This window comes from Ruicaihuangia caeni (assembly GCF_040536845.1).
Classification (GTDB): Bacteria; Actinomycetota; Actinomycetes; order Actinomycetales; family Microbacteriaceae; genus Ruicaihuangia; species Ruicaihuangia caeni.
The window spans coordinates 2,091,563-2,114,923 of sequence record NZ_CP159582.1 but is presented as its reverse complement, the minus strand read 5'-3'; the positions used below and the strand labels follow the sequence as shown (position 1 = coordinate 2,114,923).

23 protein-coding genes are annotated in these 23,361 nt (G+C 67.5%); 2 read left to right on the top strand and 21 right to left on the bottom strand.

The features are described from left to right. Window positions 1-33 precede the first annotated feature (33 nt). From gcvP to ABV606_RS09800, 17 genes are all read right to left on the bottom strand, one after another. Window positions 34-2,949, bottom strand: coding sequence for an aminomethyl-transferring glycine dehydrogenase (gcvP, locus tag ABV606_RS09880; protein WP_353988812.1), 2,916 nt, complete (start codon window positions 2,947-2,949; stop codon window positions 34-36). A gap of 4 nt (window positions 2,950-2,953) precedes the next feature. Beyond that, window positions 2,954-3,337 (bottom strand): glycine cleavage system protein GcvH, encoded by a 384-nt coding sequence (gene gcvH, locus ABV606_RS09875; RefSeq protein ID WP_353987570.1) that lies wholly within the window; start codon window positions 3,335-3,337, stop codon window positions 2,954-2,956. Further along, window positions 3,334-4,446: a glycine cleavage system aminomethyltransferase GcvT gene (gcvT, locus tag ABV606_RS09870; RefSeq protein WP_353987568.1), complete on the bottom strand. Its 1,113-nt coding sequence runs from the start codon at window positions 4,444-4,446 to the stop codon at window positions 3,334-3,336. Before gcvT ends, gcvH begins: the two co-directional genes overlap by 4 nt. Before the next feature lie 142 nt (window positions 4,447-4,588). Beyond that, complete coding sequence (locus ABV606_RS09865) at window positions 4,589-5,416, bottom strand: nitrilase-related carbon-nitrogen hydrolase (RefSeq protein ID WP_353987566.1); 828 nt, start codon at window positions 5,414-5,416, stop codon at window positions 4,589-4,591. 14 nt (window positions 5,417-5,430) lie between these two features. Continuing rightward, window positions 5,431-6,822: an aminotransferase class III-fold pyridoxal phosphate-dependent enzyme gene (locus ABV606_RS09860; RefSeq protein WP_353987564.1), complete on the bottom strand. Its 1,392-nt coding sequence runs from the start codon at window positions 6,820-6,822 to the stop codon at window positions 5,431-5,433. Further along, the gene (locus tag ABV606_RS09855) at window positions 6,819-7,388 is read right to left on the bottom strand and encodes an amino acid synthesis family protein (protein ID WP_353987562.1); all 570 of its coding nucleotides are present in this window, start codon (window positions 7,386-7,388) and stop codon (window positions 6,819-6,821) included. Before ABV606_RS09855 ends, ABV606_RS09860 begins: the two co-directional genes overlap by 4 nt. A 14-nt stretch (window positions 7,389-7,402) precedes the next feature. Next, window positions 7,403-8,236: a nitrilase-related carbon-nitrogen hydrolase gene (locus tag ABV606_RS09850; RefSeq protein WP_353987561.1), complete on the bottom strand. Its 834-nt coding sequence runs from the start codon at window positions 8,234-8,236 to the stop codon at window positions 7,403-7,405. A 76-nt stretch (window positions 8,237-8,312) separates the two neighbouring features. After that, window positions 8,313-9,455 (bottom strand): ABC transporter substrate-binding protein, encoded by a 1,143-nt coding sequence (locus tag ABV606_RS09845; RefSeq protein ID WP_353987559.1) that lies wholly within the window; start codon window positions 9,453-9,455, stop codon window positions 8,313-8,315. A gap of 88 nt (window positions 9,456-9,543) precedes the next feature. Further along, window positions 9,544-10,356 carry an ABC transporter permease gene (locus ABV606_RS09840; RefSeq protein ID WP_281489427.1) on the bottom strand — a complete coding sequence of 271 codons (813 nt, stop codon included), beginning with the start codon at window positions 10,354-10,356 and terminating at the stop codon, window positions 9,544-9,546. Beyond that, complete coding sequence (locus ABV606_RS09835; RefSeq protein ID WP_353987558.1) at window positions 10,356-11,168, bottom strand: ABC transporter ATP-binding protein; 813 nt, start codon at window positions 11,166-11,168, stop codon at window positions 10,356-10,358. The genes ABV606_RS09840 and ABV606_RS09835 overlap by 1 nt, the downstream gene beginning before the upstream one ends. Then, the gene (locus tag ABV606_RS09830) at window positions 11,168-12,112 is read right to left on the bottom strand and encodes an ABC transporter permease (RefSeq protein WP_353987557.1); all 945 of its coding nucleotides are present in this window, start codon (window positions 12,110-12,112) and stop codon (window positions 11,168-11,170) included. Before ABV606_RS09830 ends, ABV606_RS09835 begins: the two co-directional genes overlap by 1 nt. Window positions 12,113-12,393: 281 nt before the next feature. Then, window positions 12,394-13,191, bottom strand: a complete 798-nt coding sequence (locus tag ABV606_RS09825; protein ID WP_353987556.1) for an IclR family transcriptional regulator — start codon at window positions 13,189-13,191, stop codon at window positions 12,394-12,396. 26 nt (window positions 13,192-13,217) lie between these two features. Then, entirely contained in the window at window positions 13,218-14,219 is a 1,002-nt protein-coding gene (locus tag ABV606_RS09820) for an LLM class flavin-dependent oxidoreductase (RefSeq protein ID WP_353987555.1), read from the bottom strand. A gap of 100 nt (window positions 14,220-14,319) precedes the next feature. Then, window positions 14,320-15,780, bottom strand: a complete 1,461-nt coding sequence (hydA, locus tag ABV606_RS09815; protein ID WP_353987554.1) for a dihydropyrimidinase — start codon at window positions 15,778-15,780, stop codon at window positions 14,320-14,322. Window positions 15,781-16,058: 278 nt separating this feature from the next. Further along, on the bottom strand, window positions 16,059-16,556 hold the full coding sequence (locus tag ABV606_RS09810) for a hypothetical protein (RefSeq protein WP_353987553.1): 498 nt from the start codon (window positions 16,554-16,556) through the stop codon (window positions 16,059-16,061). Between the two features lie 67 nt (window positions 16,557-16,623). Then, window positions 16,624-17,634, bottom strand: a complete 1,011-nt coding sequence (locus tag ABV606_RS09805; protein WP_353987552.1) for a hypothetical protein — start codon at window positions 17,632-17,634, stop codon at window positions 16,624-16,626. 163 nt (window positions 17,635-17,797) lie between these two features. Continuing rightward, the gene (locus tag ABV606_RS09800; protein WP_353987551.1) at window positions 17,798-18,355 is read right to left on the bottom strand and encodes an Hsp20/alpha crystallin family protein; all 558 of its coding nucleotides are present in this window, start codon (window positions 18,353-18,355) and stop codon (window positions 17,798-17,800) included. A 181-nt stretch (window positions 18,356-18,536) separates the two neighbouring features. Here ABV606_RS09800 and ABV606_RS09795 point away from each other — a divergent pair, with 181 nt between their 5' ends. Together ABV606_RS09795 and ABV606_RS09790 are read left to right on the top strand one after the other, a co-directional pair. Beyond that, entirely contained in the window at window positions 18,537-18,932 is a 396-nt protein-coding gene (locus tag ABV606_RS09795; RefSeq protein ID WP_353987550.1) for a VOC family protein, read from the top strand. Continuing rightward, complete coding sequence (locus ABV606_RS09790; RefSeq protein WP_353987549.1) at window positions 18,929-19,684, top strand: alpha/beta hydrolase family protein; 756 nt, start codon at window positions 18,929-18,931, stop codon at window positions 19,682-19,684. The genes ABV606_RS09795 and ABV606_RS09790 overlap by 4 nt, the downstream gene beginning before the upstream one ends. Before the next feature lie 42 nt (window positions 19,685-19,726). Here the strand turns inward: ABV606_RS09790 and ABV606_RS09785 are convergent, their stop codons facing one another. From ABV606_RS09785 to ABV606_RS09770, 4 genes are read right to left on the bottom strand one after another with little or no spacing between them, the layout of a single operon-like run. Continuing rightward, window positions 19,727-20,503: an SDR family NAD(P)-dependent oxidoreductase gene (locus ABV606_RS09785; protein ID WP_353987548.1), complete on the bottom strand. Its 777-nt coding sequence runs from the start codon at window positions 20,501-20,503 to the stop codon at window positions 19,727-19,729. Between the two features lie 49 nt (window positions 20,504-20,552). Beyond that, window positions 20,553-21,356 carry an SDR family NAD(P)-dependent oxidoreductase gene (locus tag ABV606_RS09780; RefSeq protein ID WP_353987547.1) on the bottom strand — a complete coding sequence of 268 codons (804 nt, stop codon included), beginning with the start codon at window positions 21,354-21,356 and terminating at the stop codon, window positions 20,553-20,555. A gap of 2 nt (window positions 21,357-21,358) precedes the next feature. Then, complete coding sequence (locus ABV606_RS09775) at window positions 21,359-22,798, bottom strand: TRAP transporter large permease (protein ID WP_353987546.1); 1,440 nt, start codon at window positions 22,796-22,798, stop codon at window positions 21,359-21,361. Beyond that, window positions 22,788-23,339: a TRAP transporter small permease gene (locus tag ABV606_RS09770; protein ID WP_353987545.1), complete on the bottom strand. Its 552-nt coding sequence runs from the start codon at window positions 23,337-23,339 to the stop codon at window positions 22,788-22,790. Before ABV606_RS09770 ends, ABV606_RS09775 begins: the two co-directional genes overlap by 11 nt. Between the last annotated feature and the right edge of the window lie 22 nt (window positions 23,340-23,361).

Genomic DNA, 23,361 nt, shown 5'->3' with positions numbered 1-23,361 from the left:
GCGACTCCTTCCCTGACTGCGGGAGCGAACGCCTCAGGCGAACGCTTCTGGCGGCGGACAGGCGCACTGAAGGTTGCGGTCGCCCCACGCCTGGTCGACCCGACGCACCGGGGGCCAGTACTTCGACTGCACAGCGTTCGCTCGCACTTCCCCGCTGCGGTCGAACTGGGCCGGGTACGCGGCTTCTTCGCGCGAGTACGGGTGCCGCCAGTCTTCGCGGAGCAGAGCGGATGCCGTGTGGGGCGCGTTCACCAGCGGGTTGTCGTCGCGCGGCCACTCCCCCGAACCCACGCGCTCAGCCTCCCGCTTGATCCTGAGCATCGCGTCGATGAAGCGGTCGAGCTCCGCGAGGTCTTCGCTCTCGGTCGGCTCGACCATGAGCGTTCCGGCGACCGGGAACGACATGGTCGGAGCGTGGAAGCCGTAGTCGATCAGCCGCTTCGCCACATCGTCGTTGGTGATGCCCGTCGCCACCCGCAGCGGCCGAAGGTCGAGGATGCACTCGTGCGCGACGAGGCCGTGCTCGCCGGTGTAGAGGATCGGATACTCATGTCGCAGTCGCGAGGCGATGTAGTTCGCTGCGAGCACGGCTGCGCCGGTCGCCCGGGCGAGGCCCTCGGTGCCCATCAATCGCACATACGCCCAGCTGATCGGCAGTATCGAAGGGCTTCCATAGGGGGCGGCCGACACAGGCCCTGCTCCGTGCCGGAACGCGCCGACCGTTCCGGTGCGCATGTCGAAGGCCGGATGCTGTGCGCTCTGCGCCAGAGGGTGCCCCGGCAAGAAGCGCGCAAGGTGCGCCTTCGCAGCGACCGGGCCCACTCCAGGGCCCCCACCCCCGTGCGGGATGCAGAACGTCTTGTGCAGGTTGAGGTGCGAGACATCGCCGCCGAAGTCGCCGAAGCGCGCATGGCCGAGCAGCGCGTTGAGGTTCGCCCCGTCGACGTACACCTGCCCGCCCGCTTCGTGCACGGCATCCGCGATCTCCCTGATGTCGTGCTCGTACACCCCGTGCGTGGAGGGGTAGGTCACCATGAGCACTGCGAGGCGCTCGACATGCTCGGCGATCTTCGCCCGCACGTCGGCGAGGTCGACGTTGCCGAGCTCATCGCAGGCGACGACCACCACGCGCATGCCGGCCAGCACCGCTGAGGCGGCGTTGGTGCCGTGGGCGCTCGACGGGATGAGGCACACGTCGCGCTGCTCATCGCCGCGCGAGCGGTGGTAGCCCCGGATCGCGAGCAACCCGGCAAGCTCGCCCTGACTGCCGGCATTGGGCTGCAGCGACACGGTGTCGTAGCCGGTCAGCATCGCAAGCCATTGCTCGAGGTGGCTGGTGAGGATGAGCGAGCCTTCGACGTCGGCGACAGGCGCGAACGGGTGCAGGCCGGCGAACTCGGGCCAGCTGATCGCTGCCATCTCGGTGGCGGCGTTGAGCTTCATGGTGCAGGAGCCGAGCGGAATCATGCCCCGGTCGAGCGCGTAGTCCTTATCGGCAAGCCGCTTGAGATAGCGCATGAGCGCGGTCTCGCTCCGATGCGATGAGAAGACGGGATGCGTGAGGTACTCGCTCGTGCGGCGCAGACCCTCGGGGATCGCGCTGTCGAGCGCGATGGCCCAGCCTTCGTCGAGGTCGAACACCTCGGCGAGCGCCGCCTCGACATCGCTGCCTGGCAACCGTTCGAGGGTGTGTTCGTCGAAGCTCATGCCGACCGTGTCGTCGTCGACCTCGAGCAGCAGCAGGTCTCGCTCCAACGCTGCCGCCGTGATCGCGCGGGCACGGCCGGGCACTCGAACGCGCAGCGTGTCGAAGAACGCGTCGTGCACCACTTCGTGCCCGGCCTTTGCGAGCCTCGCGGCGATCCCTGTCGCCTGCCGATGAACCGCCTCGGCGATGCCTCGCAGGCCGTCAGGACCGTGATACACCGCGTATGACGATGCCATGACGGCGAGCAGCACTTGCGAGGTGCAGATGTTCGAGGTGGCCTTCTCGCGTCGGATGTGCTGCTCGCGCACCTGCAGGCTGAGTCGATAGGCGGGGTCGCCGTCGGCGTCGCGCGATACTCCGACCAGGCGGCCGGGCAGCTGACGCTCGAGCCCGGCTCGCACGGCCATGTAGCCGGCATGCGGACCGCCGAACCCCATCGGCACGCCGAAGCGCTGCGTCGCGCCGACCGCGATGTCGGCACCGAGCTCTCCCGGCGATGTGAGCATCGTCAGCGCGAGCAGGTCGGCCGCAACGACCGCGAGCGCGCCTCGGGACTGCACGTTCGCGATGATGTCGGCGGGGTTCCACACTCGCCCGGATGCGCCGGGGTATTGCACGAACACTCCGAACGCCTCGGGCAGGTCGTCGGCGTCGGTCGCGGCGAGGTCGAGTTCGACCAGCCGGATGCCGACCGGCGCTGCCCTCGTCTTCAGCACGGCCGTTGTCTGCGGCAGCGCGTCGGCATCCACCACGAAGACATCGCTGGCCGTCTTCGAGGCACGGCGCGCGAGCAGCATGCCCTCGGCGACTGCGGTGGCCTCATCGAGCATGGAGGCGTTCGCGATCGCGAGGCCCGTGAGGTCGGCGACCATGGTCTGGAAGTTCAGCAGCGCCTCGAGGCGGCCCTGGGAGATCTCGGGCTGGTAGGGCGTGTAGGCGGTGTACCAGGAGGGGTTCTCGAGCACGTTGCGCTGGATCACGGCAGGGGTGACGGTGCCGTAGTAGCCGAGGCCGATGAGCGAGCGTCGCACGGTGTTGTGCTCGGCGAGCAGCCGCAGCTCGGCGAGCACCTCGCTCTCGGTGCCCGCTGGGATGTGCGACCGGGACGGTGCGCTTCGAATCGAGGCAGGCACCGCGGCGTCCATGAGCGCCTGCACCGAGTCGTAGCGGACGGCGTGCAGCATCCGGCGTTCGGCGTCGGGGTCGATGCCGATGTGACGGTCTTCGAAGGGCACCGCCATGCGTTCAGCCGCCCAATTGCGCGAGGTACTGCTTTCGGTCAAGCAGCCCGGAGCCTTCGAGCGAGGCAGGATCGTCCACTCGCAATCTGAAGAGCCACGCCTCGAATGCGTCGCCGTTGATGCTCTCAGGCGCGTCGACGACGTCGTCATGACGGGCGACGACCTCGCCCGCGGCCGGGGCGTACACCTCGCCCACCGACTTCGTCGACTCGACCTCGGCGACGACCGCCCCGCGCTCGACGCGTGCGCCGATCTCGGGAAGCTCGACGAAGACGACATCGCCCAGTTGCTCGGCGGCGTAGTCGGTGATGCCGATCGTCACCTCGTCGCCCTCGATGCGGAGCCACTCGTGCTGAGCGGTGTAGCGCAGGTCATCGGGGTTGCTCATGCTGCGGCCTTTCTGCGGTAGAACGGGAGCTCGCACACGGAGGCTGCGGCGAGCGAGGAGCGAATGCCGACTTCAAGGTTCGTGCCTGTCACCGCGAACCGCGGGTCGACATAGGCGAGCGCGATCGCCATGCCGAGCGTCGGCGAGAGCATTCCGGAGGTGACTTCTCCGATCTCGCGGTCGCCGTGGCGCACCGGGGAACCGGCACGGGCGGCCCGCCGCCCCTCGACGTGCAGCCCGACGAGCACGCGAGCGCCTTCCGGCGGCCCCTTTCGCACGGCCTCGTCGCCCACGAATCCCCCGGGCTTGTCGAGTGCGACGACTCGATCGAGCCCGGCCTGCTGCGGCAGCACCTCGCGAGTGAGCTCGTGCCCGTAAAGCGGCATCCCCGCCTCAAGGCGCAGGCTGTCGCGGGCCGCGAGACCGCAGCGCACCAGCCCGAGCGGTTCACCGGCATCCGTGATGGCCGTCCAGACTCTCTCGGCGTCTTCGGCCGGCATGTACAGTTCGAAGCCGTCTTCGCCCGTGTAGCCCGTGCGAGCCGCGAAGAGCTCGCCATCGCCGAACGGAATGGATGCCGCCCGGTACGAGCGCAGGTCGTCGAGCCGCGCCGCATCGAGCCCGGTGACGGCTCCGAGCACGGCGCGTGAAGCCGGCCCCTGCACGGCGATGAGGGCGGCGTCTTCGGACTCGTCGCGGACGACGACTTCGAAGTCTCGCGCGCGTTGGGACAGCTCGGCAGAGACGGTGCCGCGGTTTGACGCGTTCGCGACGATGAGGAAGTCATCAGCGGCCTGGGCATAGACGATGAGATCGTCGAGGATGCCGCCGTCAGGTGCGAGCAGCAGCGTGTACTTCGCTCTGCCGGGCTCGAGCTGCGAGATGCGGCCGGCGAGTGCGTGATCGAGCATGCGCCCGGCATCCGGACCGACCGCCCGCAGTTGGCCCATGTGAGAGAGGTCGAAGATGCCGGCCGTCTCGCGCACCGCCCGATGCTCGGCGAGCTCAGAGCCGAACCGGAGCGGCATGCTCCACCCGGCGAACTCGGTGAACTGGGCACCGGCGGCCTCGTGCAGCGCGTGCAGCGGGCTGCGAGACAGCTCGGACATTGCGGCTCCTGCTCCGTCCCGTCGATGGGACTCGCGCACAGCCTAGCGAGAGAGCGGGCGGATGCCGCAGAGTCGTGTCTGCGGCATCCGCCCGTCGATATGCACCGGCCTCTCCGTTGGTCGCGAAGCCGGCCGGCGCGGCTCAGCTCGCCGCGTCGAGCACGAGCGACGGGTACATGTCCGGTCGCCGATCGCGCAGGAAGGGACGAGTGCGGCGCGTGCGCGCCACCAGTTCGGGATCGATCTCGGCGATGGCGATGCCGGCGCCGTCGTCGATCTGGTCGAGCACTTCGCCGTTCGGGCCGTACACGGCGCTGGTGCCGAAGTAGTCCTTCACGATCTCGAGTCCCGAGCGGTTAGCGCACACGACGTAGAACCCGTTGGCGACCGCTTGGGCGCGCAGTTCGAGCTGGAACACCTCTTTCATGGGTGCGCTCGCGCACGCGACCGGGACGCTCAGCACGATGCCGCCGTCGAGGGCGACCGCGCGGCCGAGCTCTGGGAAGTGGCGTTCGTAGCAGATGATGGTGCCCACCCGGCCGACCGTGGTGTCGACGGCCGACGGGGCTTCATCACCAGGGCGGAAGTAGTACTTCTCCGGGAAGCCGTTCGAGAACGGCAGGTGCGACTTGCGGTACACCTGCTTGAGCTCGCCCTTGACATACGTGGCGGCCGTGTTTCCGTACACGCCTGGCGTCGAGCGGCCCTCGAAGATCGAGGAGACGATCGTGATGCCGAGTTCATCCGAGACGCGGCGCACCATCGAGTTCGACGGGCCGTCCTCGAGGCCTTCTGCGTAGACGAAGTATTCGGGGTCGGGCTCGGGCTGCACGAAGGGCACAGCGAAGAGTTCCGGCAGCACCACGAGGCTCGCGCCTTGGCCGGCGGCCTCGCGGATCAGTTCCTCGGCGAGGTCGATGGCCTCCTCACGGGTGTGGCCGACGGTCAGTTGTACGGCTGCGGCTTTCACAGCATTCCTTTCACTCACTGCGATGCGGGACCGTGCACTCGCGCGTTCGCCGCACCGATGACATCATCGAGAATCTCGAGAGCGAAGTCGATCTCGTCTTCGGTGATGATCAGGGGCGGGGTCAACCGCAGCACATTGTTGTTCGCGCTCAGATAGAGGCCCTTCTCCCAGGCCTCGGCGACCATGCGCTGCATCGGCGCCGCGGCCGCGCCGGCAGCACCGAACGGCACGAGCGGTTCGCGGGTCGCGCGGTCGGTGACGAACTCGACGCCGTAGAAGAGCCCCTTGCCTCTGACATCGCCCATGATCTGGTGGCGCTCGGCGAGCTTGCGGAGACCGGCGTCGAGCCGGGCGCCCTGCGTGCGCACGTTCTCGAGGATGTGCTCGTCCTGCATGATCTTGAGCGACTCGAGCGCGCTCGCGCAGGCGAGCGGGTGACCGGCGTACGTCTGGCCGCCCCAGAACTTGTTCTGGTTGAGCCACTGACGGGCGCGATCGCCGACGGTCATCGCACCGAGCGGCACGTATCCCGAGTTGAGGCCCTTGGCGCTCGTCACGATGTCGGGAACGATGCCCCAGTGGTTGAAGGCGAACCATTCGCCGGTGCGACCGTAGCCGGCCATGACCTCGTCGGTGATCAGGAAGATGCCGTACTTGTCGGCGACCTCGCGCACGGACTGCAGGTACCCGTCGGGCGGCACGATGAGGCCGTTGGTGCCGGTCACGGTTTCGACGATGATCGCCGCGATCGTGTTCGGGTCCTCGTACTGCAGCACCTCTTCGAGGTGGGGCGCTCCCTGGCACACCGGGCAGTTCTCGGGCTCCTGGCCCGAGGGCGTGCGGTAGGTGTACGGGTCGTGGAACCGCACGACGCCGGGCACGCCGGGCCCGTTGTGGTGGTGCCGCGGGTCGCCGGTGAGGCTGAGCGCCCCGGCCGTCGCTCCGTGGTACGAGCGGTACCGCGCCATGACCTTCGGTCGCCCGGTGACGTGCTGCGCGAGGCGCACCGCGTTCTCGTTCGCCTCGGCGCCGCCGGTGGTGAAGAAGCTCATGCTCAGGTCGCCGGGGGCGATCTCGGCGATCAGCTCGCCGAGTTCCGCGCGCACCTGAACGGCGAACCCGGGGCCCATGTACGCCATCTCACGAACCTGGCGCACGATCGCCTCGACCAGGCGGGGGTGCTGGTGGCCGAGGTTCATGTTCACGAGCTGCGACTGGAAGTCGAGGTACTTCTTCCCGTCCGTGTCCCAGAACCAGCTGCCCTCGCCGCGAGCGATGGCGGCCTGGGCGGGCTTGCCCTGCTGCGACCACGAGCGGATGACGTAGCGCATATCCGATTCGATGATGCGCTCGGTGCTCCACGTGCTGTTGCTGGACGCGGTGGCCGGCTCGCCGATGAGGGTCATGCCGAGACCTCTGCGACCTCGGCGCCGAACGTGGCGAGGCGAGCCAGCGGGCGGCCGGCGTTGCTCGCGACGCAGGCGACGACGATCTCGCGCGGACGGGGCGCATCAGGGATCACGATGGTGATCGTCTGGTGGTGCGAACGGGTCTTCGCGTCGAGCTTGTGTTTGATCGGCACATCAATCGCACTCCCGGTCGCGCCGACTTTTTCGGCGGCGGGCAGCAGCTCGGTGCCGCCTGCGGCGTCACGGAACTCGTTGCCGAAGCGCAGATTGTGGATGAGCGCCGAGCCGTGCTCGACCTCACCGTCAAGACCTACGAGCGCCGCCTTGCCGAATGCCTCGACAGGCTCGCCGAGCAGTTCGACGACGGAGGGTCCGAGCAGCGCACCGATCTCCTGACCGATCTCGTCGGCCGTGGTCACGAGGTCTTGCACGTACCCCTCCGGGTACGGGTTCTCGATGACGGCGGCCACCCACGCCACGACGTGCGTCGAGGTGAGGTCCTGGCCCATCTCCCGCACAGTCTCTTCCCTATGCCGCACGATCTTGCGCACTGTGATGCTCACTGCACTGCTCCTTACTAGCCTTGCGCGTATGCCTCGGGGCGACGATCGCCGAGAGGACGGTTGAAGATGTTGTCGCGGCGCTCCTGGCGCGACCCGATCGGGTCGATCTCCGCGAAGATGATCGCCTCGTGGGCGGCTGCGGGTCCGGCGAGCAGCCAGCCGTCGTGTCCCGCGATGACGCTCTCACCGATGAAGCGCTGGCCGCGCTCGACGCCGACCCTGCTCGCTGCGGCGACGTAGACCTGGTTCGAGTGGGCGCCGGCGATCGTCATCATGTTGGCGAGCGAGGGCATCGCCTGCTGGCCGGGGTTCGGCACCCAGTCGCTCGGCGCCAGCACGAGATCGGCGCCCTGCAGTGCGCAGCTTCGCATGCTCTCGGGGAACCAGGCGTCGTAGCAGATGATCATGCCGATTCGGCCGAGCGGGGTGTCGACGACTGGGAACCCGAGGTTGCCGGGCGTGAAGGCGTTGTTCTCGGTGTTCCAGAGGTGCACCTTGCGGTAGACCGATTCGACGCCGTTGGGGCTGATGAGCACGGCGCTGTTGTAGACGGTGTCGTCGGCCAGTTCGCCGAAGCCGCCGCAGACCCAGATCTCGCGCTCGCGCGCAGCGGCCTTCCATGCGGCGATGGTCGGGCCGTCGTCGACGCTCTCGGCGGCCGCGAGTGACTCGTCCATGCCGGTGAAGGCCCAGCCGCCCGTCGCGCACTCGGGGAGCACCACGAGCTTCGCACCGCCATCGGCGGCCTCGTGAATCGCTGCGACCGTCATTTCGCGATTGGCGTTCAGGTCGCCGATCACCGGGTCGGTCTGGGCACACGCGATGGTGAACGCGGTGCTCGTTGTCATGTCTCTCTCCGATTCGCAGGGGGTGGCTGGGGCGGGTGCCCGCCGGCCGCGTGACCGGCGGGCACCCGAGGGCGGCTTACTTGCCGCCCTCGTTGAGCCCGACCCTGGCGGGCTTCCAGTTCTCACCGGTCACGTCGAGGCCCTTGTCGTTGAGGATCTCGAGTGCGGCCTCACTGAGGTCGGTGCGGTAGGCGTCGGCGTCCGGTGCCGAGTTCAGCACCTCGCCGGCCATGGCGATCTCGATGGTCTTGTCCCACTCGGCCGCGTCGAGGTGCCCGATTCCCTCGGGGCTCGGCCAGATCAGCGCGTTGACCTCGTTCATCATCCAGGCCTGGTGGCTCTTGCCAAGGGCGGATCCCTTCGACACGACCAGGTCGACACAGGCATCGGCGTTGTCGCGGCAGTAGATCCAGCCCTCGTAGCTGGCAGCGAGGAACCGCGTGGCGATGTCTTCGTTGCCGTCTTCGGCGAGCCACTCGCCACGGGCGTAGATGCCGTCTTCGAGGCTCTGGAAGCCCAGGTCCTGCAGGTTGAGCACGCTGAAGTCCTCCGGCTGGTAGAGCTCGCCGGTGGCGGGGTTGGCCGTCTCGAGCAGCTGCGCGAACTCGTTGTAGGTCTTCGCCTGCACGCTGTCGGCCTCGCGGTTCAGCAGCATGGCCATGTCGAAGGGCTGCTGCACGATGTTGAGGTCGGTCGTCGGCTCGACTCCGGATGCGCGAAGCGCCGAGAACAGGGTGAGGTCGTTGCCGCCGCCCCAGCTGCCCATCGTGGTGCCCTTGAGGTCTTCGAGGCTCTCGATGCCCGAGTCGGCCCAGGCGACCTGCAGGTACGCGCCGCGTTGGAAGACCTGGCCGATGTTCACGACGTCGGCGCCCTCCTGGCGCGAGGCCATGCTCTTGGTGACGTGGCTCACCGCGAACTGTGCGTTGCCCGAGGCCAGCACCTGCTGGGGAACAACGTTGGTGCCGCCCTCCTGCACCGTCACGTCGAGGCACTGGTCGGCGTAGAAGCCCTGGTCCTGCGCGGCGAAGTAGCCGGCGAACTGGGCCTGGGTCACCCACTGCAGTACGACGGTGACCTTGTCGGTCTGCTCACAGTCTTCGTTGACCGGCGCGGCCGAGTTGTTGCTGTCCATGCCGCTGCAGGCGGCCAGTGATGCGAAGAGCGCCGTACCGACAGCGAGTGCCGCGGCGCGCTTCGCAAGAGTGGTGAATCGCATTGGTTCTCCTGGGTTGATTGGTGGGGTGAAGGGTCTTGCGGGGTGAAGGGACTTGCGGGGTGGGTTCGTCGTGCGACGGATGCCGGTGCTATCGGCTGGCCGGCGTGAAGCGCCAGGGCGCCACGAGCCGTTCGATGAGCATGACGGCCCCGTAGACGACGAGCCCGAGCAGGCTTGCGGCGGCGACCGCGGCCCACGTGAGGGGGAACTGCGACAGCGCGGCGCTGTTGGCGATCAGCACGCCCAGCGCGTTCGCCGTGCCGCCGAAGTACTCGGCGACGATGATGCCGATCACCGAGAGCGTCGCGCCCACGCGCATGCCATCGAAGAGCGACGGCACCGCGCCGGGAATGCGGACCCACACCATGAGCTGGAACCGGCTCGCGGAGAGCGACTCCATGAGCTCTCGGTGCAGCGGGTGCACCGAGAGCAGGCCCTTGGTGGTGGCGACCATGACGGGGAAGAACACCATGATCGCGGCCACCGCGATCTTCGACATCAGGCTCGTCGCGCCGAACCAGGCGTTGAAGATCGGGGCGAGCGCGACCACGGGCGCGCAGCTGAGGATCGCGACGAGCACGAGCACTGTGTTCGCGAACTTCTCGAACAGCGCGACGATGAAGGCCGCGATGACCCCGGTCGCCGCGCCGAGCAGCGCGCCACCGATGACGGCGATCGTGGTGATCTGTGCTGCGGATGCGATCGTCGAGAAGCTCTTCCCGAACTCCGCGACGATCGCGCTGGGAGCGGGCAGCAGGTACGGCTGGATGTTGAACAGGTGCACGGCCAGCTCCCACGCGATCAGGATGACCGCACCCACGAGCACCGCCGGGTACACCGCCCGAACGACGTTGCCGCGGATGCTGAGCCGCACGGGTGCGGCGACGCTGAGCTGAGTCATCAGCCCACCTGCACCGGTTCGAGCACGGAGTGCAGCGCTGTGCGAACCCGGGACTCCGCGTGGTAGAACTCCTCGGTCATGCGGGTCTCGTCGGTCCGCGGGTAGGGCAGGTCGATCGGGATGCGGTCGGCGATGCGTCCCGGACGCGGCGACATGACGACGACCTCGGTCGAGAGGAACACCGCCTCCGACACGCTGTGCGTGACGAACACGATGGTCGTTCCTGTGCTGCGCCAGATGCGGAGCAGCTCGCGCTGCAGGTACTCGCGGTTCATCTCGTCGAGCGCGCCCAGCGGCTCGTCCATGAGGAGCAGCTTCGGCTGGAACGCGAGCGCACGCGCGATCGCGACGCGCTGCTGCATGCCGCCCGAGAGCTGACGGGGCCGGTGGTTCTCGAAGCCGGTGAGTCGCACGAGTTCGAGCATCTCCTCGGCGCGGGCGCGGCGCTCGTTGCGCGGCACGCCCTGCACCTGCAGGGGCAACTCGATGTTGCGACGGATGGTGCGCCAGTCCATGAGGCCGGGCGCCTGGAAGGCCATGCCGTACTCGCGGGCCTTTCGCGCGGCGTCCGCGCTGCGCCCGTTGACCTCGACGACGCCCTCGGTCGGCTTGACCAGGTCGCCGATGACGCGAAGCAGGGTGCTCTTTCCGCAGCCCGACGGTCCGAGGAGCGAGACGAACGCTCCTGGCGCGATGTCGAGATCGATGTCGTCCAGCGCGTGCACGAGTCCGCCGCCCGCGTCGAAGGTCTTCGTGACGTTCCGCAGGGAGATCGCGGGCCGGGCATCGGTGACCGGGGTGTTGATAGTCATCAGTTGGTCCTCTTCCTGAGCGCGATCGCCTCGACGATCGTGATCACCTGCACGAATACGACACCGGCGAGCGAGGCGATCAGCACCGCGGCGAATAGGTTTTCTGGGGCGTTGGAGTAGTAGTAGGCGGCCGTGAGGATCGCGCGGCCGATGCCGAGCCCGGTGCCGGCGGAGAGTTCACCGACGATTGCGCCGATCACCGACGCGGTCGCGGCGAGTCGCAACCCGGTGAAGAGGTTCGGGAGCGCCGTTGGGAACCGGACGAACAGCAGCGTGAACCACCGCGGAGCGTTGATCGACTGCATGAACTCGTCATGGATCGGGTCGATGGCGTTCAGTCCGGTGAGCATGTTCACGGTCACCGGGAAGAACGCGAGGTACGCGGCGATGACGGTGACGGCGATCCAGCTCGGCATCCCGGCGCTGCCCGCCCAGACCACGATGATCGGTGCGAGCGCCACGAGCGGGATGGTCTGGGAGATCACGAGCCAGGGCAGCACGCCGCGAGTGAGGAACTGCACCTCGCGCAGCGCGACCGCGAGCACCACGCCGATGAGGGCTCCGATGACGAGGCCATAGCCTGCTTCGCGGAGCGTCACGCTGGTCTGGTCGAGGTAGTACAGCAGCAGCGACTGGGTGGCGCCCGCGTTCGCCGGCTGCATGAGTGCGTCGAAGATGACCCAGGTGTGCGGCATCGCGTAGTCCGACGACGACACGGGCAGCGGAATGCTCGTGAACGGGATCACGTCTCCCGTGAGCTGGCCCATCGCCTTGTAGCCCTCCCAGAGCGCCACTGCTCCGACGAGGATTCCGACGACGACCGCAGCGCTGCGGGCGATCTGTCTGCTCACACGGCGCGGCTGGCGCTGCTTCGCCTTCGCCGCGTTGGTGGCGACTGCGCGGGTCGGCGTCTCCGCGTATGCGAGTGATTCTCTCAACGCCACTGCAACCTCATCCTTCATTGGTGTTGGTTCACTCAGTAAAATAGCGGTTCATTCAGTGATACGTCTACGGCAGGCCGGAAATTTTTCGAACTTGTGTTTCCGTCGCGTTCGGGCAGGTGCCGTCAGGCGTTCACCAAGGCGTCGTAGACCCTGGCGCGAAAGCCCGGGCAGCGCCTGTGGAGAGCGTGCGAAACGGCCGGACTCGGTCGAGCTCCTGCCCCACAGGCGTGCTGTGGCGCACGAACGCCGGGTGGTCCGCGGTACAGCGTGGCGGCTGACGATCAGCCGGCGAACACCGGATTCGTCATGCCGAGCGAGACGCCGCTTCCGGTCGAGAGCAGCCGTCCGAGGCGGTTCGCAGCATCCATCACCGATTCCGCGACCACTGGGAGCACATCCTCGGTGACGCGATAGCTCGGGCCGCTGATCCAGACCGCGTACGGCACTTGGTCGCCCACACGCACTGGCGCCGCCACAGCGGTCAATCCGTCTTCGAGTTCGTCGCGCGTGTACGCGTAGCCGCGGATCCGCACCTGCTCGAGTTCGGCGCGCACTTCGTCGAAGGAGTGGAACCGGGTCGCAGGCGGCGTGCTCAGATCGGCTTCGATGGTCTCCTTGAGCGGCTCCGCGTCGTTCCAGGCGAGCAGCGCTCGGCCGGTCGATGTGCGCCAGGCGTTCAGCGTTCGGGGCACCGGGCGGGGCGCATGACCGATGATGTGCGGGCCTGGCACCTGCGCGAGCACCACGACTGAGGCGCCCGAGAGCCGGTCGAGCCCGGAGGTCTCGCGAGTCGCCTCCGTGAGCTCGCGCAGCACCTCTTTCGTGTACTCGAGCACAGAGCCGTCGGTGCGCAGCCCGTCGATCATGAAGGCCAGGTCGAGCGAGAGGCGCACGCGTCGGGTTTCTGCGTCGGAGACCAGCCACCCCTCTCGCTCGAGCGCGGAGAGGATGCGGTGGCAGGTCGCCTTCGAGATCCCTGAGTCACGCGAGAGATCTGAAAGACCGATGCCCTGCGCATTCGACGCGATGATGCGCACGATGTGCACGGTCTTCTGCACGAGACCGAGGTCGCCTGCCACGATGCTGCTCCTTTCCTTCGGCGAGACTACTTGAAGATGCGAGCCAAGCTCGCGATCGTGTCGAGCTTGCGCTCGCCGAGCGGGTTCAGCACCGGCACCCGCACGCCGGCGGCGTGGTACTCCTCGAGCTTCGCCGCGACCTGCGCGCTCGAACCGGCCGCGCTCACCCGGTGCACGGCCTCGTCGGGCAGCAGGACCATGGCGCGCTTGATGTCTTCGGGCGTCGCGGGCCAGCCGGCCACCTCTTGAATGCGCTGGACCAGCTCGGGGTCGACCCCGGCGTGCTCTGCGATGTGCGGCTGCTGCATGAGGTACATCGTGAGGAAGTTCTTGCAGGCGTCGATCGCCTGGCGCGGGTCGTCGTCGTCGACCGCCACGGCGATGGTCTGGGTGATGTCGATGGCGTCCTTGCCGTCGGTGCGCTTCGCGAGACCCTTGCCGATCGCTTCATTGGCGAAGTCGACGTATGACACCGGCAGGAGGAAGTCGAGGTAGACGCCGTCCATGATCTCGCCGGCGAGCTCCAGCATCCGCGGTCCGACCGCCCCCGCGTAGATCGGGATGTCGACGGCGACGTTCTCGGCGTACATGCGGTCGAATCGCACGCCGTCCATATGCACGAATTCGCCGTCGAACGTCACTTCCTCGTTGCGGAAGAACGACTGCAGCACCGTGATGTACTCGCGCATCGACGCGACGGGTTTGCGCAGCGGCTCACCGACCTTCGTCGCGAGCGGCTCCCACCAGGCGCCGAGTCCGAGGATGATCCGGCCCGGTGCGATCTCGTCGAGCGTCTTGAACGTCACGGCCATGAGCGCTGCATTGCGCGTCTTGTTGTTCACGACGCCCGAGCCGATGCGCACGTTCTTCGTGCGGTCGGCGAGCAGCGCCATGATGCCGATCGCATCGCGGGTGAGACGGCCTTCGGCGACCCAGAGCGAGTCGAAACCGTACTCTTCGGCGATGTCGGCGGCCGCCCAGGTCTCATCGAGGGTGAAGCGTTCGCCGAGGTGGATCCCGAGGGGCATGCGCATGAGTGGAGCGTCCTAACTTGTCGTGTGCGATGGTGCGGTGTTCGATGAAGCAGTTCGATGGAGCACTCGGTGCGAGTGCGAGACTTGCGGGGTTTCAGCCGACGGCGTGCGCGGCTCTCCAACCGCTTGCCTCAGTGCCGAACCGTTGCCGTGGCAGATACTCCCCGCGACCGGGGCGCGGCTCGACCGGCTCGCCGTCACGGGCGATGAGCTCGCCCCGCGAGAAGACGAGTCTCGGCGAGCCGGAGACCGTCATGCCCTCGTAGAGCGAGTAGTCGGAGCGACTGTGCAGCGTGTCGACGCCGAGGGTGCGCGACGCATTCGGATCCCAGACCACGATGTCGGCATCCGCTCCGGGCGCGATCGAACCCTTGCGCGGCGCCAGGCCGAAGAGCTGTGCCGGCCGCGTGGCGGTGAGATCGACGAACTCGTGGATGGAGAGCCGACCGCTCATCACACCGGTCTCGTACATGACCATGAGGCGTTCCTCGACGCCCGGCACCCCGTTGGGGACCGACGGGAAGTGGCCGCGTCCGACTGCCTTCTGCGGCGGCAGTCCCTCGGGCTGAGCGAGTGTGAACGCTGCGTGGTCGGTGCCGATCGTCGAGATGGTGCCCTGTTCGACGGCGTGCCAGAGCCGCTCCTGATTGGCGCGCTCGCGGATGGGAGGCGAGCAGATGTACCCCGCGGCCCCGAACCCCAGATCGCGGTAGTCCTCGTACCCCGTGACCAGGTACTGGGGGCAGGTCTCCGCCATGACCTCGACACCACGAGCCTGGTGCCGCGCGATCTCCGCTGCGGCATCCGACGCCGAGACGTGCACGATGAAGAGCGGGCTCTCGGCGTGCTCGGCGAGCATGATGGCGCGGTTGACCGCTTCCTGCTCGGCGGAGGCCGGGTGCCCGAACAGGTGGTTGTGCTCTTCGAAGCGCTCGTCCTCGATGAGCGAGGCGATCGCGTCGGCGACCATGTGCCCGTTCTCGGCGTGCACCATGGGCAGCACACCGTTCTCGCGGGCGAGCCGGAATCCGCGGATGAGCACGTCGTCATCGACCATCGAGCCCGGGTACGCCATGAAGAACTTCCAGCTGGTCGCACCCTCCTCGCGCGCGAGTCGCACCAGCTGGTCGAAGGAGTCGTCATCGCCGGCGGTCGCGGGCACGATCGGGTGGAAGCCGAAGTCGACGACACAGGAGGCCGCCGCCGCTGCTCGGCGCTGCTGGAAGGCGTCGTACACCCCTACGCCTTGCGGGGGACGCACGAAGTCGACGATGGTGGTCGTGCCACCGCAGGCGGCGGCGATCGTGCCGCTCTGGAAGTCGTCGGCGGTGCGGGTCTTGCCGCTCGCGACCACGTACTCGAGGTGCGTGTGCGTGTCGACTCCGCCCGGGAGCAGGAGGCAGCCGTCGGCGTCGACAGTCTCGTCGGCGTCGTCGATGTCCCACTGGCCAGGTCGGCCGATCGCCTCGATGGTTCCGTCGACGATGAGCACGTCGGCGAGATACCGTTCGTTGGAGGTGATCACTTCACCTCCGCGCAGCAGCAGTCGCGTCATCCATTGCTCCAATCCGCGTCGTTGCGTGGCTGGTCGACCAGCCGCGGCGCCGGCCTCGCAGGGCCAGCACAAGGGGCTCGGCGAACCTAGCAATGATCGCTAGCCGTTTCACTGAGCGGATAGCTGGTTCACTGAGCGTACCAACACGATATTGCACGCGCTCGCGTTGGTACAGCGGTGACGCGAGAAATCTTGAACTACGGCCTCTGGCGACGGCCCAAAGCTGAACAGGGCCCCGGCAGCACGGTGATCGAGCGCGCCCAGACTATTCTCGCGAATCACCCGCCGGGCGTGAGCACCGGGGCGATCGCGGGGGCGCCTGTTCGTACCGTCGCTTGCCAACTGAGCCGCACTACGCGCGGTTCATGGCCAGATCCGCCTCGTTCAACGGCGGAGGCCTGGCGGTCGACCTCCCGAAGGCCCGAGTAGCGCGCCGCGTGGCCGGCGAGCAGCGCTCGGCTCTCCTGGTGGCCGAGGACTTCGGCTCGCGCCGGGCGCCGGTACTGCAAGCCGACACTGATCCAGCATTTCGGCTCAGCTGCGAGGTGCTCGCACCAGTGGGAATCGGTTCCCGGGCCGGCCACCACCAGGACGGAGCCCGGGGCATCGGAGCCGATCACCTCGAGCACGGTGCGGTGGACCTGGCCGTCTTCCTCGCTCTGGTGCTCGATCATCGCGATTCGCCCGCAGAAGAGGAATCCGAGACCCGCGCGGAAGAAGGGCACTGACAGTCGCATGATTCTGCGGCTGCCGAGCAGCCTCGCGATCGGCTTCATCACTCTCCCCCGTGCTCTCAGCATCACACACGAGAGCTCGCTCGACACGGGATGCCCCGCGCTGGGCTCACCTCGATGATGGCGCCCGTTTGGCATCGGGGCAGGCGAGGAACGTGATCGAGCGCGGCGTGAAGATCAGTGGACCCCGGCGAGTGGGCAGGCCCGTGAGCCTTGGCAGCGAGCCCTCGCTGCTCAGGCTCAGCAACCGGCCGTTCAGACGCAGCGCTCCTCCCTCCGAGACATCGGCGCGGAGGGTGTACCGCACGCAATCGATCGGCACTGCGAGCCTGCGTGTGATGGTCGGGCTGGTGTTGACGACCAGCGCCGCCACACCTTCCGGCAGCCCGCGAAGCGCGTGAGCGTAGACATGCAGGCCCTCAATGGTGTGCAAGCCCGAGTCGAGCACCGCGGTGCCCATGAGCCTGCGCCAGAGGAGCGCCGCCCAATACGCGGGTCGAGGAGTGTGATCGTCTTCGTTGATAAGGCTCGTCTGCATCGGCGCCTCCTGAGTCGCGAGCGCGTGATGCGCGGCGATGCTGACACCGCTGCGAGCGAGCGCTCCCAGCCGATCGACGTACTCGACCGGATCGAGCAACTCCTCGGCGGATTCCAGTCCGGCATCGCCGATCGGCGGTGTCTGGATTGTCTCGAGGTCGGCGCCGATCGACTCGGCGAAATCGATCACTTGAGGCTGCAGCTCCCGAGGCAGGACGGCGTCGAACCCTTGCGGTGGCCTCGGCGGGAACTCATCGTGCCGGGGCACGTAGATGCGGGCGGCCGAGGGGCCGCTCACCTGCAGCACCATCGGCGATAGCGCCCGCACGAGCGATCGGAACCGCCGATCCGCGAGTTCGTTGGCGACCCCGGCGCTCGCGGAGGGCGGGCGTCGGCTCGATGCGCGGAGGGGCTTCCGAGCACCTGTTGTGGATGCGGGTGCCGAGCTCGAGACCTGGGCGCCCGGAGTAGACGCCCCGGCATCCGGTTCGGGCAGCGCGATATCGAATGACTGGAATCGTTCGTCGATGGTCGTCACGAGGCTCATCGACCCCGGCGCGAGGATGCCGGTGCTGACTGTCATGTCGGACTTGCTCTCTGGGCCTGTTGATGAACAGGCTCTCGTGTTGGCAGGCGCGTTCACTACTCGGGCTGATCCTGCCTGGCGCTGGAACTGCGAGCGGACGCCGCTCTCGGGCTGCGGCATCCGCTCGGCTACTCTCAGGTGTCTGCAGCGGCGTGCGACTTCAGGCGCCTCCCATGTTGGACTGCGGTTCGTCGGCGTCGCCGGGCGCACCGGCCGGCATGGAGCCGGAATTGTAGCCGGAGCTTCCGCCGGTGCCCTGTGCGGTGTCCGTCGACCCGCTCGACCCCGCTGACGCTCCTGAGGTGATGCTGATCTTGCGAGGCGTCGGCAGTTCTTTGAAGGGCACGGTCACCTTCAGCACGCCGTTCTCGAAGTGCGCGTCGATCGACCCTTGATCGGCGCGTTCGGGAAGCATGATGCGGCGGTAGAAGCTGCTGCTGCTCTCCCGCACCATGTACTTCTTCGACTTGTCCTCCTCGTGCTCCCGCTTCTCGGCCTGGATCACCAGTGCGCCCTCGTCGAGATCGATGTTGATGTCGTCGGGGCCGAAATTCGGCAGGTGCGCTTCAACCACTAAGCGTCGATCGCCGTCCATGTAGACGTCGGTGGTCGGAATATTGCTTCCCCGAACGGCGGTGAAGAAGTCATCGCCGAAGAACTGCCGCTGCAACGCATCGAGCTCTGCGAACGGGTTGTACCTCACGATGTTGCGAGCCATGAGAACTCCTCCCAGAGAAAGCGCCCGGCTGCGGACCGGACTCACCTGCAGGCTAGGTCTGCGCAGGCTGCCCGCAAGGGGCCGCTGGCCGGATTCCCAGGCGATTCGCGCACTCGCGGGGTGCAGGCGGAGCCATCGGCGGGAAGGATGGCGGTGAACCAGTGAAGAGGAGGAGAGCAGCGTGGACAGACCGATTCACTTCGAGATCCATGCCGACGACGTGCAGCGCGCGCAAGCGTTCTATGAAGCAGCGTTCGGGTGGACATTCGAAGATTGGACCCCCGTCGCGGGCGTGCCCTATCTCGGCGCGATCACCGGCGCGGACGGCAGCCCGGGCATCAACGGCGCGATTCTGCAGCGCGGAGCTCCTGGTGCGGGCCCCGGGGCTGCGGTGAACGGCGCAGTCTTGACCATGGGTGTCGACGACTACGACTCGGCTGAGCGCCGAATCATGGACGCGGGCGGCGAAGTGGCGCTGCCGAAGCAGGCGATCACCGGCATGGCCTGGCAGGGGTACTACCTCGACACAGAGGGCAATGTGTTCGGCATCCATCAGCGCGACGAGAACGCCAAGTGACGGCGCGAGCCGCCGAAGAGCCCGGCGTCGACCTTCGAACAGAGCTCCCTGCCGACTCGCACCCCGGTGAAGCGATCGGCGGGCGGGAGAGAACAGTCGTCGAGATCCCCACGGAGCATGGCCTCTCGCGCCTCACGATCGACATTGCACCGGAACAACGAGCGGTACTCTGGCTCGGTCACGGCGCGGGCGGCGGCATCGAAGCTCGCGACCTCGCCGCTCTCGCCAGTCGCCTTCCTCATCGAGGTGTGACGGTGGCGCGATACGAGCAGCCGTGGAGGGTGGCCGGGAAGCGCATCGGGTCGCGCCCAGCAGCGCTCGACGCCGCCTGGCTGCAGACGTCGCCGGTGGTCTCCGAGCTGGCTGACGGGATGCCGCTGCTCTGCGGCGGGCGCAGCGCAGGGGCAAGAGTCGCCTGCCGGACTGCCACGCAGACGGGTGCCGCCGGTGTGGTGTGCCTGGCGTTCCCATTGCACCCGCCCGGCGCACCGGAGAAGTCGCGCCTCAGCGAGCTGCTGCAGCCAGTGGTGCCGGTGCTCGTGCTGCAGGGCGGTCGCGACACGTTCGGCAGCGCGGAGCTTGTGGCCGCGGAGTCTCGCGAAGCCGAACGCATCCGGGTGATTGAGGTTCCCGACGGCGACCACTCGTTCGCGACCCGCAAGTCGTCTGGGTGGAACGCCGAGCGGGTGGAAGGCCTCGTCACTGACAGTGTGCTCGCGTTCGTCGAGCAGGTGCTCGCGGCGCGCGACTGAGCGAGGTGCAACACGCGCCCCGCGTCAGCGCGACGTGGCGAGCTACTGCGCGGTGTAACCGCCGTCGATCGCGAGCTCAGCCCCGGTCACGAAGCTCGCGTCGCTGGATGCGAGGTACAGCACCCCCGCTGCGATCTCTGCCGGAGTTCCACGGCGACCCAAGGGATGCTTGCCGATGATCGCCGCCGAGTGCGCTTCGGCGCCGCCGGGGAACTTGGCCGCTGTCTCACGACTCATGGGCGTGTCGATGGAACCGGGCAGGACGGCGTTCACTCGGATGCCGTGCGGCGCGTAGGCGACGGCGTCGGCCTTGCTCATCGCTCGGATCGCGCCCTTGCTCGCGTGGTAGAGCGCTTGCGCCGAGGTACCGCCCACGACGCCCGCGATCGAGGAGAAGTTGACGATGCTCCCCCGCCCGAGAGCAATCATCTGCGGCAGAGCATGCTTCGTGACGAGCCACGTGCCCTTGACGTTCACCTGGAACAGCAGGTCGAACTCCGCCTCGTCCAGCTCATGGGCCTGCTTGGCGGGGCCGACGATCCCCGCACAATTGACCAGGATGTCGACGGGCCCGTGAGCGTTGCGCACCTCCTGGAAGAGGCGAGCGACTGCCGCTTCGTGGGTGATGTCGACGTTCTCGTAATGCGCCCCGGCGTGACGCCTGACCGGGGAATCGGCACGAGGCTCTGACAGGGCGTCCACCGACACCACTGTTGCCCCCGAGGCCGCGAACATATCGACGATGGCGCTGCCGATGCCCCCTTCGCCGCCGGTGACCACCGCCACCGAGCCTTTGAGCTTCTCTTCGCTGGGCGTCAAGCTTCCTCCAGCCTTGCCATTCACGATTGCACTCCCCTTTGATCTCGCACTATCCGAGGGTAAGACCGCCGTCGATGACCAGCGTCTGACCGGTGACGTAGCCGGTGAGCCCGCTGGCGAGCATCAGTACTCCCCTGGCGATGTCGTCGATCTCGCCGAGTCGCCGAAGCGGCGTCTGATCGATGGTCGCCTGACGCTCGTCGTCGCTGGCGCTCCAGAGGTGCGAGATCGGCGTCAACACGATGCCCGGAGCGATGGCATTCACTCGGATGCCGTGCCGCCCCCACTCGACGGCGAGCTGACGGGTCAACTGCACCACCGCTGCTTTGGAGGTGCCGTAGAGCACCCGGCCCTCCATCGTCTTCCAGGCCACCACCGAGGCCAGGTTCACGATCGAACCGCCTCTTCCCTGCTGGACGAACAAGCGGTACGCGGTCTGTGAACCAACGAGCACGGAGCGCGCGTTGATGTCGAAGACCCGGTCCCAGTCGGCGTCGATGACGTGCTCGGCAGGCTTTCGCAGTATTACGCCGGCGTTGTTGACCCACAGCGCGAGCGGCAGGCCGATGGCGCGCACGCGGTCTTCACAGGCGGCGAAGTCTGCAGCGTCCGACACATCCACTTGCTGTGTGTGCAGTCGGTCGCTCGCGATCTCGCTCTGCAACTCCTCCAGAGCGTCGCGGTCGACGTCGGTGGCGAGCACGCTCGCACCGACGTCGACCATCATTCGCACAATGCCGCGTCCGAGACCGCCGCCGGCGCCGGTGATGACGCACAGCCCTCCCTGAAGATCGGCCCACGGGTTCGAAGGCGACCACGGTGTCGCTGACGCGGCGACTCGGGGCGAGGTCATCGTCAGATCGCCGCCAGGCTCGGCAGGAACGACACGATCTGCGGGAACAGCATGAGCAGTGCGATCACGACGAACTCGGCAAGCACGAAGGGCATCACCGCAGCGAACACCTTCTCGGGCTTTACACCTGGTGCGGCCGAGCTCACCACGTAGACGTTGAGGCCGAACGGCGGTGTGACGAGCCCGATCTCCACCGCCTTGACCGTGAGGATGCCGAACCAGATGGCGTCGACGCCGACCGCGTCGAGCACTGGCCAGAGCAGCGGGATCACGATGATCATGATCGAGAAGCCGTCGAGGAACATGCCGAGGATGACCATCACGATCAACGCGATGACCACGATCGCCCAGGCCGGCAGCCCCCAGTCGACCACCTGTCGTGCGAGCACGCTCGGTATACCGGTCTTCAGCAGGAAGAAGGAGAAGATGCCCCCACCCGCGAGCAGCGCGAAGATCATCGTTCCGAGGCTGGCGGACTCGATGATCGAGTCTTTCAGCCCGACCAGGGTCGCCTTGAACCCGCCGCGCGAGAGCCGCACGACGACGATGATGAGCGCGACGAAGGCCGCGATCGCTCCGGCCTCAGTGGCGGTGAACCAGCCGAGGTACATGCCGCCGATCACGATCGCGAAGAGCAGCGCCACGTAGAACGCGCCGACGATGTTCTTGCGGGTCACCACGGGCTTCTCGGGACGGACTGCGTTGCGCAAGGGCGCGTCGAGCGTTGCGGTGGTGACACCGGTTCCCCCTGCACCGACAGTGGCGCCCACTGCGACGGCCCGCCGCTCGGCTGCCGCCACCTTCTTCGAGAGCCGCTGCGGGTCGAAGAAGCCACGCTTGTAGAGCACGATCACGAAGATGATGTACACGGCCATCGTGGTCAGACCGGGCAGCACGGCTGCGAGCAGCAGCTTGCCGATCGACGATCCCGTCAGCGACGCATAGACCACGAGCACGACGCTCGGCGGGATGAGCACGCCGAGCGTGCCGCCCATCGCCACGAGAGCGGCCGCGGCATCCGGACGGTATCCGCGAGCAGCCATACGGCTGACTGCCACGCGCCCGAAGGTGGCGGCGGTCGCCACCGACGAGCCGGTCACCGCAGCGAAGCCACCACAGGCGAGGATCGTGGCGACACCCAGGTTGCCCGGGATCCGTCTCGAGACTCGCTCGGCAATGATGAAGATGTCGTCGGCTATGCCCGCTCTGGCGGCGAACACGCCCATTGCGACGAAGAGCGGGATGATCACGAGCGTGTAGACGGCCGTTGAGGTGAATGGCGCGAGGCCGATGGTGTTCGAGGCGACATCAATGCCGTTCAGCAGCACCAGCCCGAGCGCGCCGGAGGCGGCCAGGCCGATCCAGATCGGCTGCTCAGCGAGGATGAAGATCAGCAGGATGCCCAGCGCGACCAGCGCGATGGTGATGGTCTCAGGACTCATTGCGGTTCACCTCTTCGGCCTCGAGCGCAGCTTCCGCCATGCGCAGTTCGGAGTTCATCGCGCCTTCGTCCATGGGATCGCGGAATTGGCGGACTGTAGTGCGGACGTATTCGAACAGGAACACCACGAGTCCCACCACGATGATCACGCGTGCCGGCCAGATCGGCACTTGCGCGATGCCGAAGCGGTACTCGCCTACCGCGATCGAGTTCATGGCTGATTGGGTGGCCACGACGATCATGACGACCACCGCGGCGATTCCGATGATGGCCGCCACGCCGCGCAGCAGCCGTCGAGAATTCGGTCCGAGTCGCGACGTCAGCACCGACGTCGACACATGGTCGCCGGTCACCTGGGCGGAGCCGAAGGCGAGGAACACCGCGAAGACGAGGAGCACCTCGCTCCACTCGACGGCGCCGGGCAGGCTGCCGCCGGTCTTGCGAAGGGTGACGTCGACGACCGTGATGAAGGTGAGGGCGAGGATGACGACCCCCGCCGCGAACCCCATCACGTTCGTGACGTACTTGGTGAAGAATGGCATGTTCTTTCCTTTGTCAATGTCG

Bases quoted from the DNA above. Each gene is read 5' to 3' on its own strand.
- ABV606_RS09770 (WP_353987545.1), bottom strand. From the start codon at position 23,339: ATGCCATTCTTCACCAAGTACGTCACGAACGTGATGGGGTTCGCGGCG.
- ABV606_RS09810 (WP_353987553.1), bottom strand. From the start codon at position 16,556: ATGAAGCCGATCGCGAGGCTGCTCGGCAGCCGCAGAATCATGCGACTG.
- ABV606_RS09860 (WP_353987564.1), bottom strand. From the start codon at position 6,822: ATGACCCTCATCGGCGAGCCGGCCACCGCGTCCAGCAACAGCACGTGG.
- hydA (WP_353987554.1), bottom strand. From the start codon at position 15,780: ATGACGCGACTGCTGCTGCGCGGAGGTGAAGTGATCACCTCCAACGAA.
- ABV606_RS09805 (WP_353987552.1), bottom strand. From the start codon at position 17,634: ATGACAGTCAGCACCGGCATCCTCGCGCCGGGGTCGATGAGCCTCGTG.
- ABV606_RS09840 (WP_281489427.1), bottom strand. From the start codon at position 10,356: ATGACTCAGCTCAGCGTCGCCGCACCCGTGCGGCTCAGCATCCGCGGC.
- ABV606_RS09820 (WP_353987555.1), bottom strand. From the start codon at position 14,219: ATGCCCCTCGGGATCCACCTCGGCGAACGCTTCACCCTCGATGAGACC.
- ABV606_RS09780 (WP_353987547.1), bottom strand. From the start codon at position 21,356: ATGACCTCGCCCCGAGTCGCCGCGTCAGCGACACCGTGGTCGCCTTCG.
- gcvT (WP_353987568.1), bottom strand. From the start codon at position 4,446: ATGTCCGAGCTGTCTCGCAGCCCGCTGCACGCGCTGCACGAGGCCGCC.
- gcvP (WP_353988812.1), bottom strand. From the start codon at position 2,949: ATGGCGGTGCCCTTCGAAGACCGTCACATCGGCATCGACCCCGACGCC.
- ABV606_RS09850 (WP_353987561.1), bottom strand. From the start codon at position 8,236: ATGACAACGAGCACCGCGTTCACCATCGCGTGTGCCCAGACCGACCCG.
- ABV606_RS09835 (WP_353987558.1), bottom strand. From the start codon at position 11,168: ATGACTATCAACACCCCGGTCACCGATGCCCGGCCCGCGATCTCCCTG.
- gcvH (WP_353987570.1), bottom strand. From the start codon at position 3,337: ATGAGCAACCCCGATGACCTGCGCTACACCGCTCAGCACGAGTGGCTC.
- ABV606_RS09775 (WP_353987546.1), bottom strand. From the start codon at position 22,798: ATGAGTCCTGAGACCATCACCATCGCGCTGGTCGCGCTGGGCATCCTG.
- ABV606_RS09845 (WP_353987559.1), bottom strand. From the start codon at position 9,455: ATGCGATTCACCACTCTTGCGAAGCGCGCCGCGGCACTCGCTGTCGGT.
- ABV606_RS09800 (WP_353987551.1), bottom strand. From the start codon at position 18,355: ATGGCTCGCAACATCGTGAGGTACAACCCGTTCGCAGAGCTCGATGCG.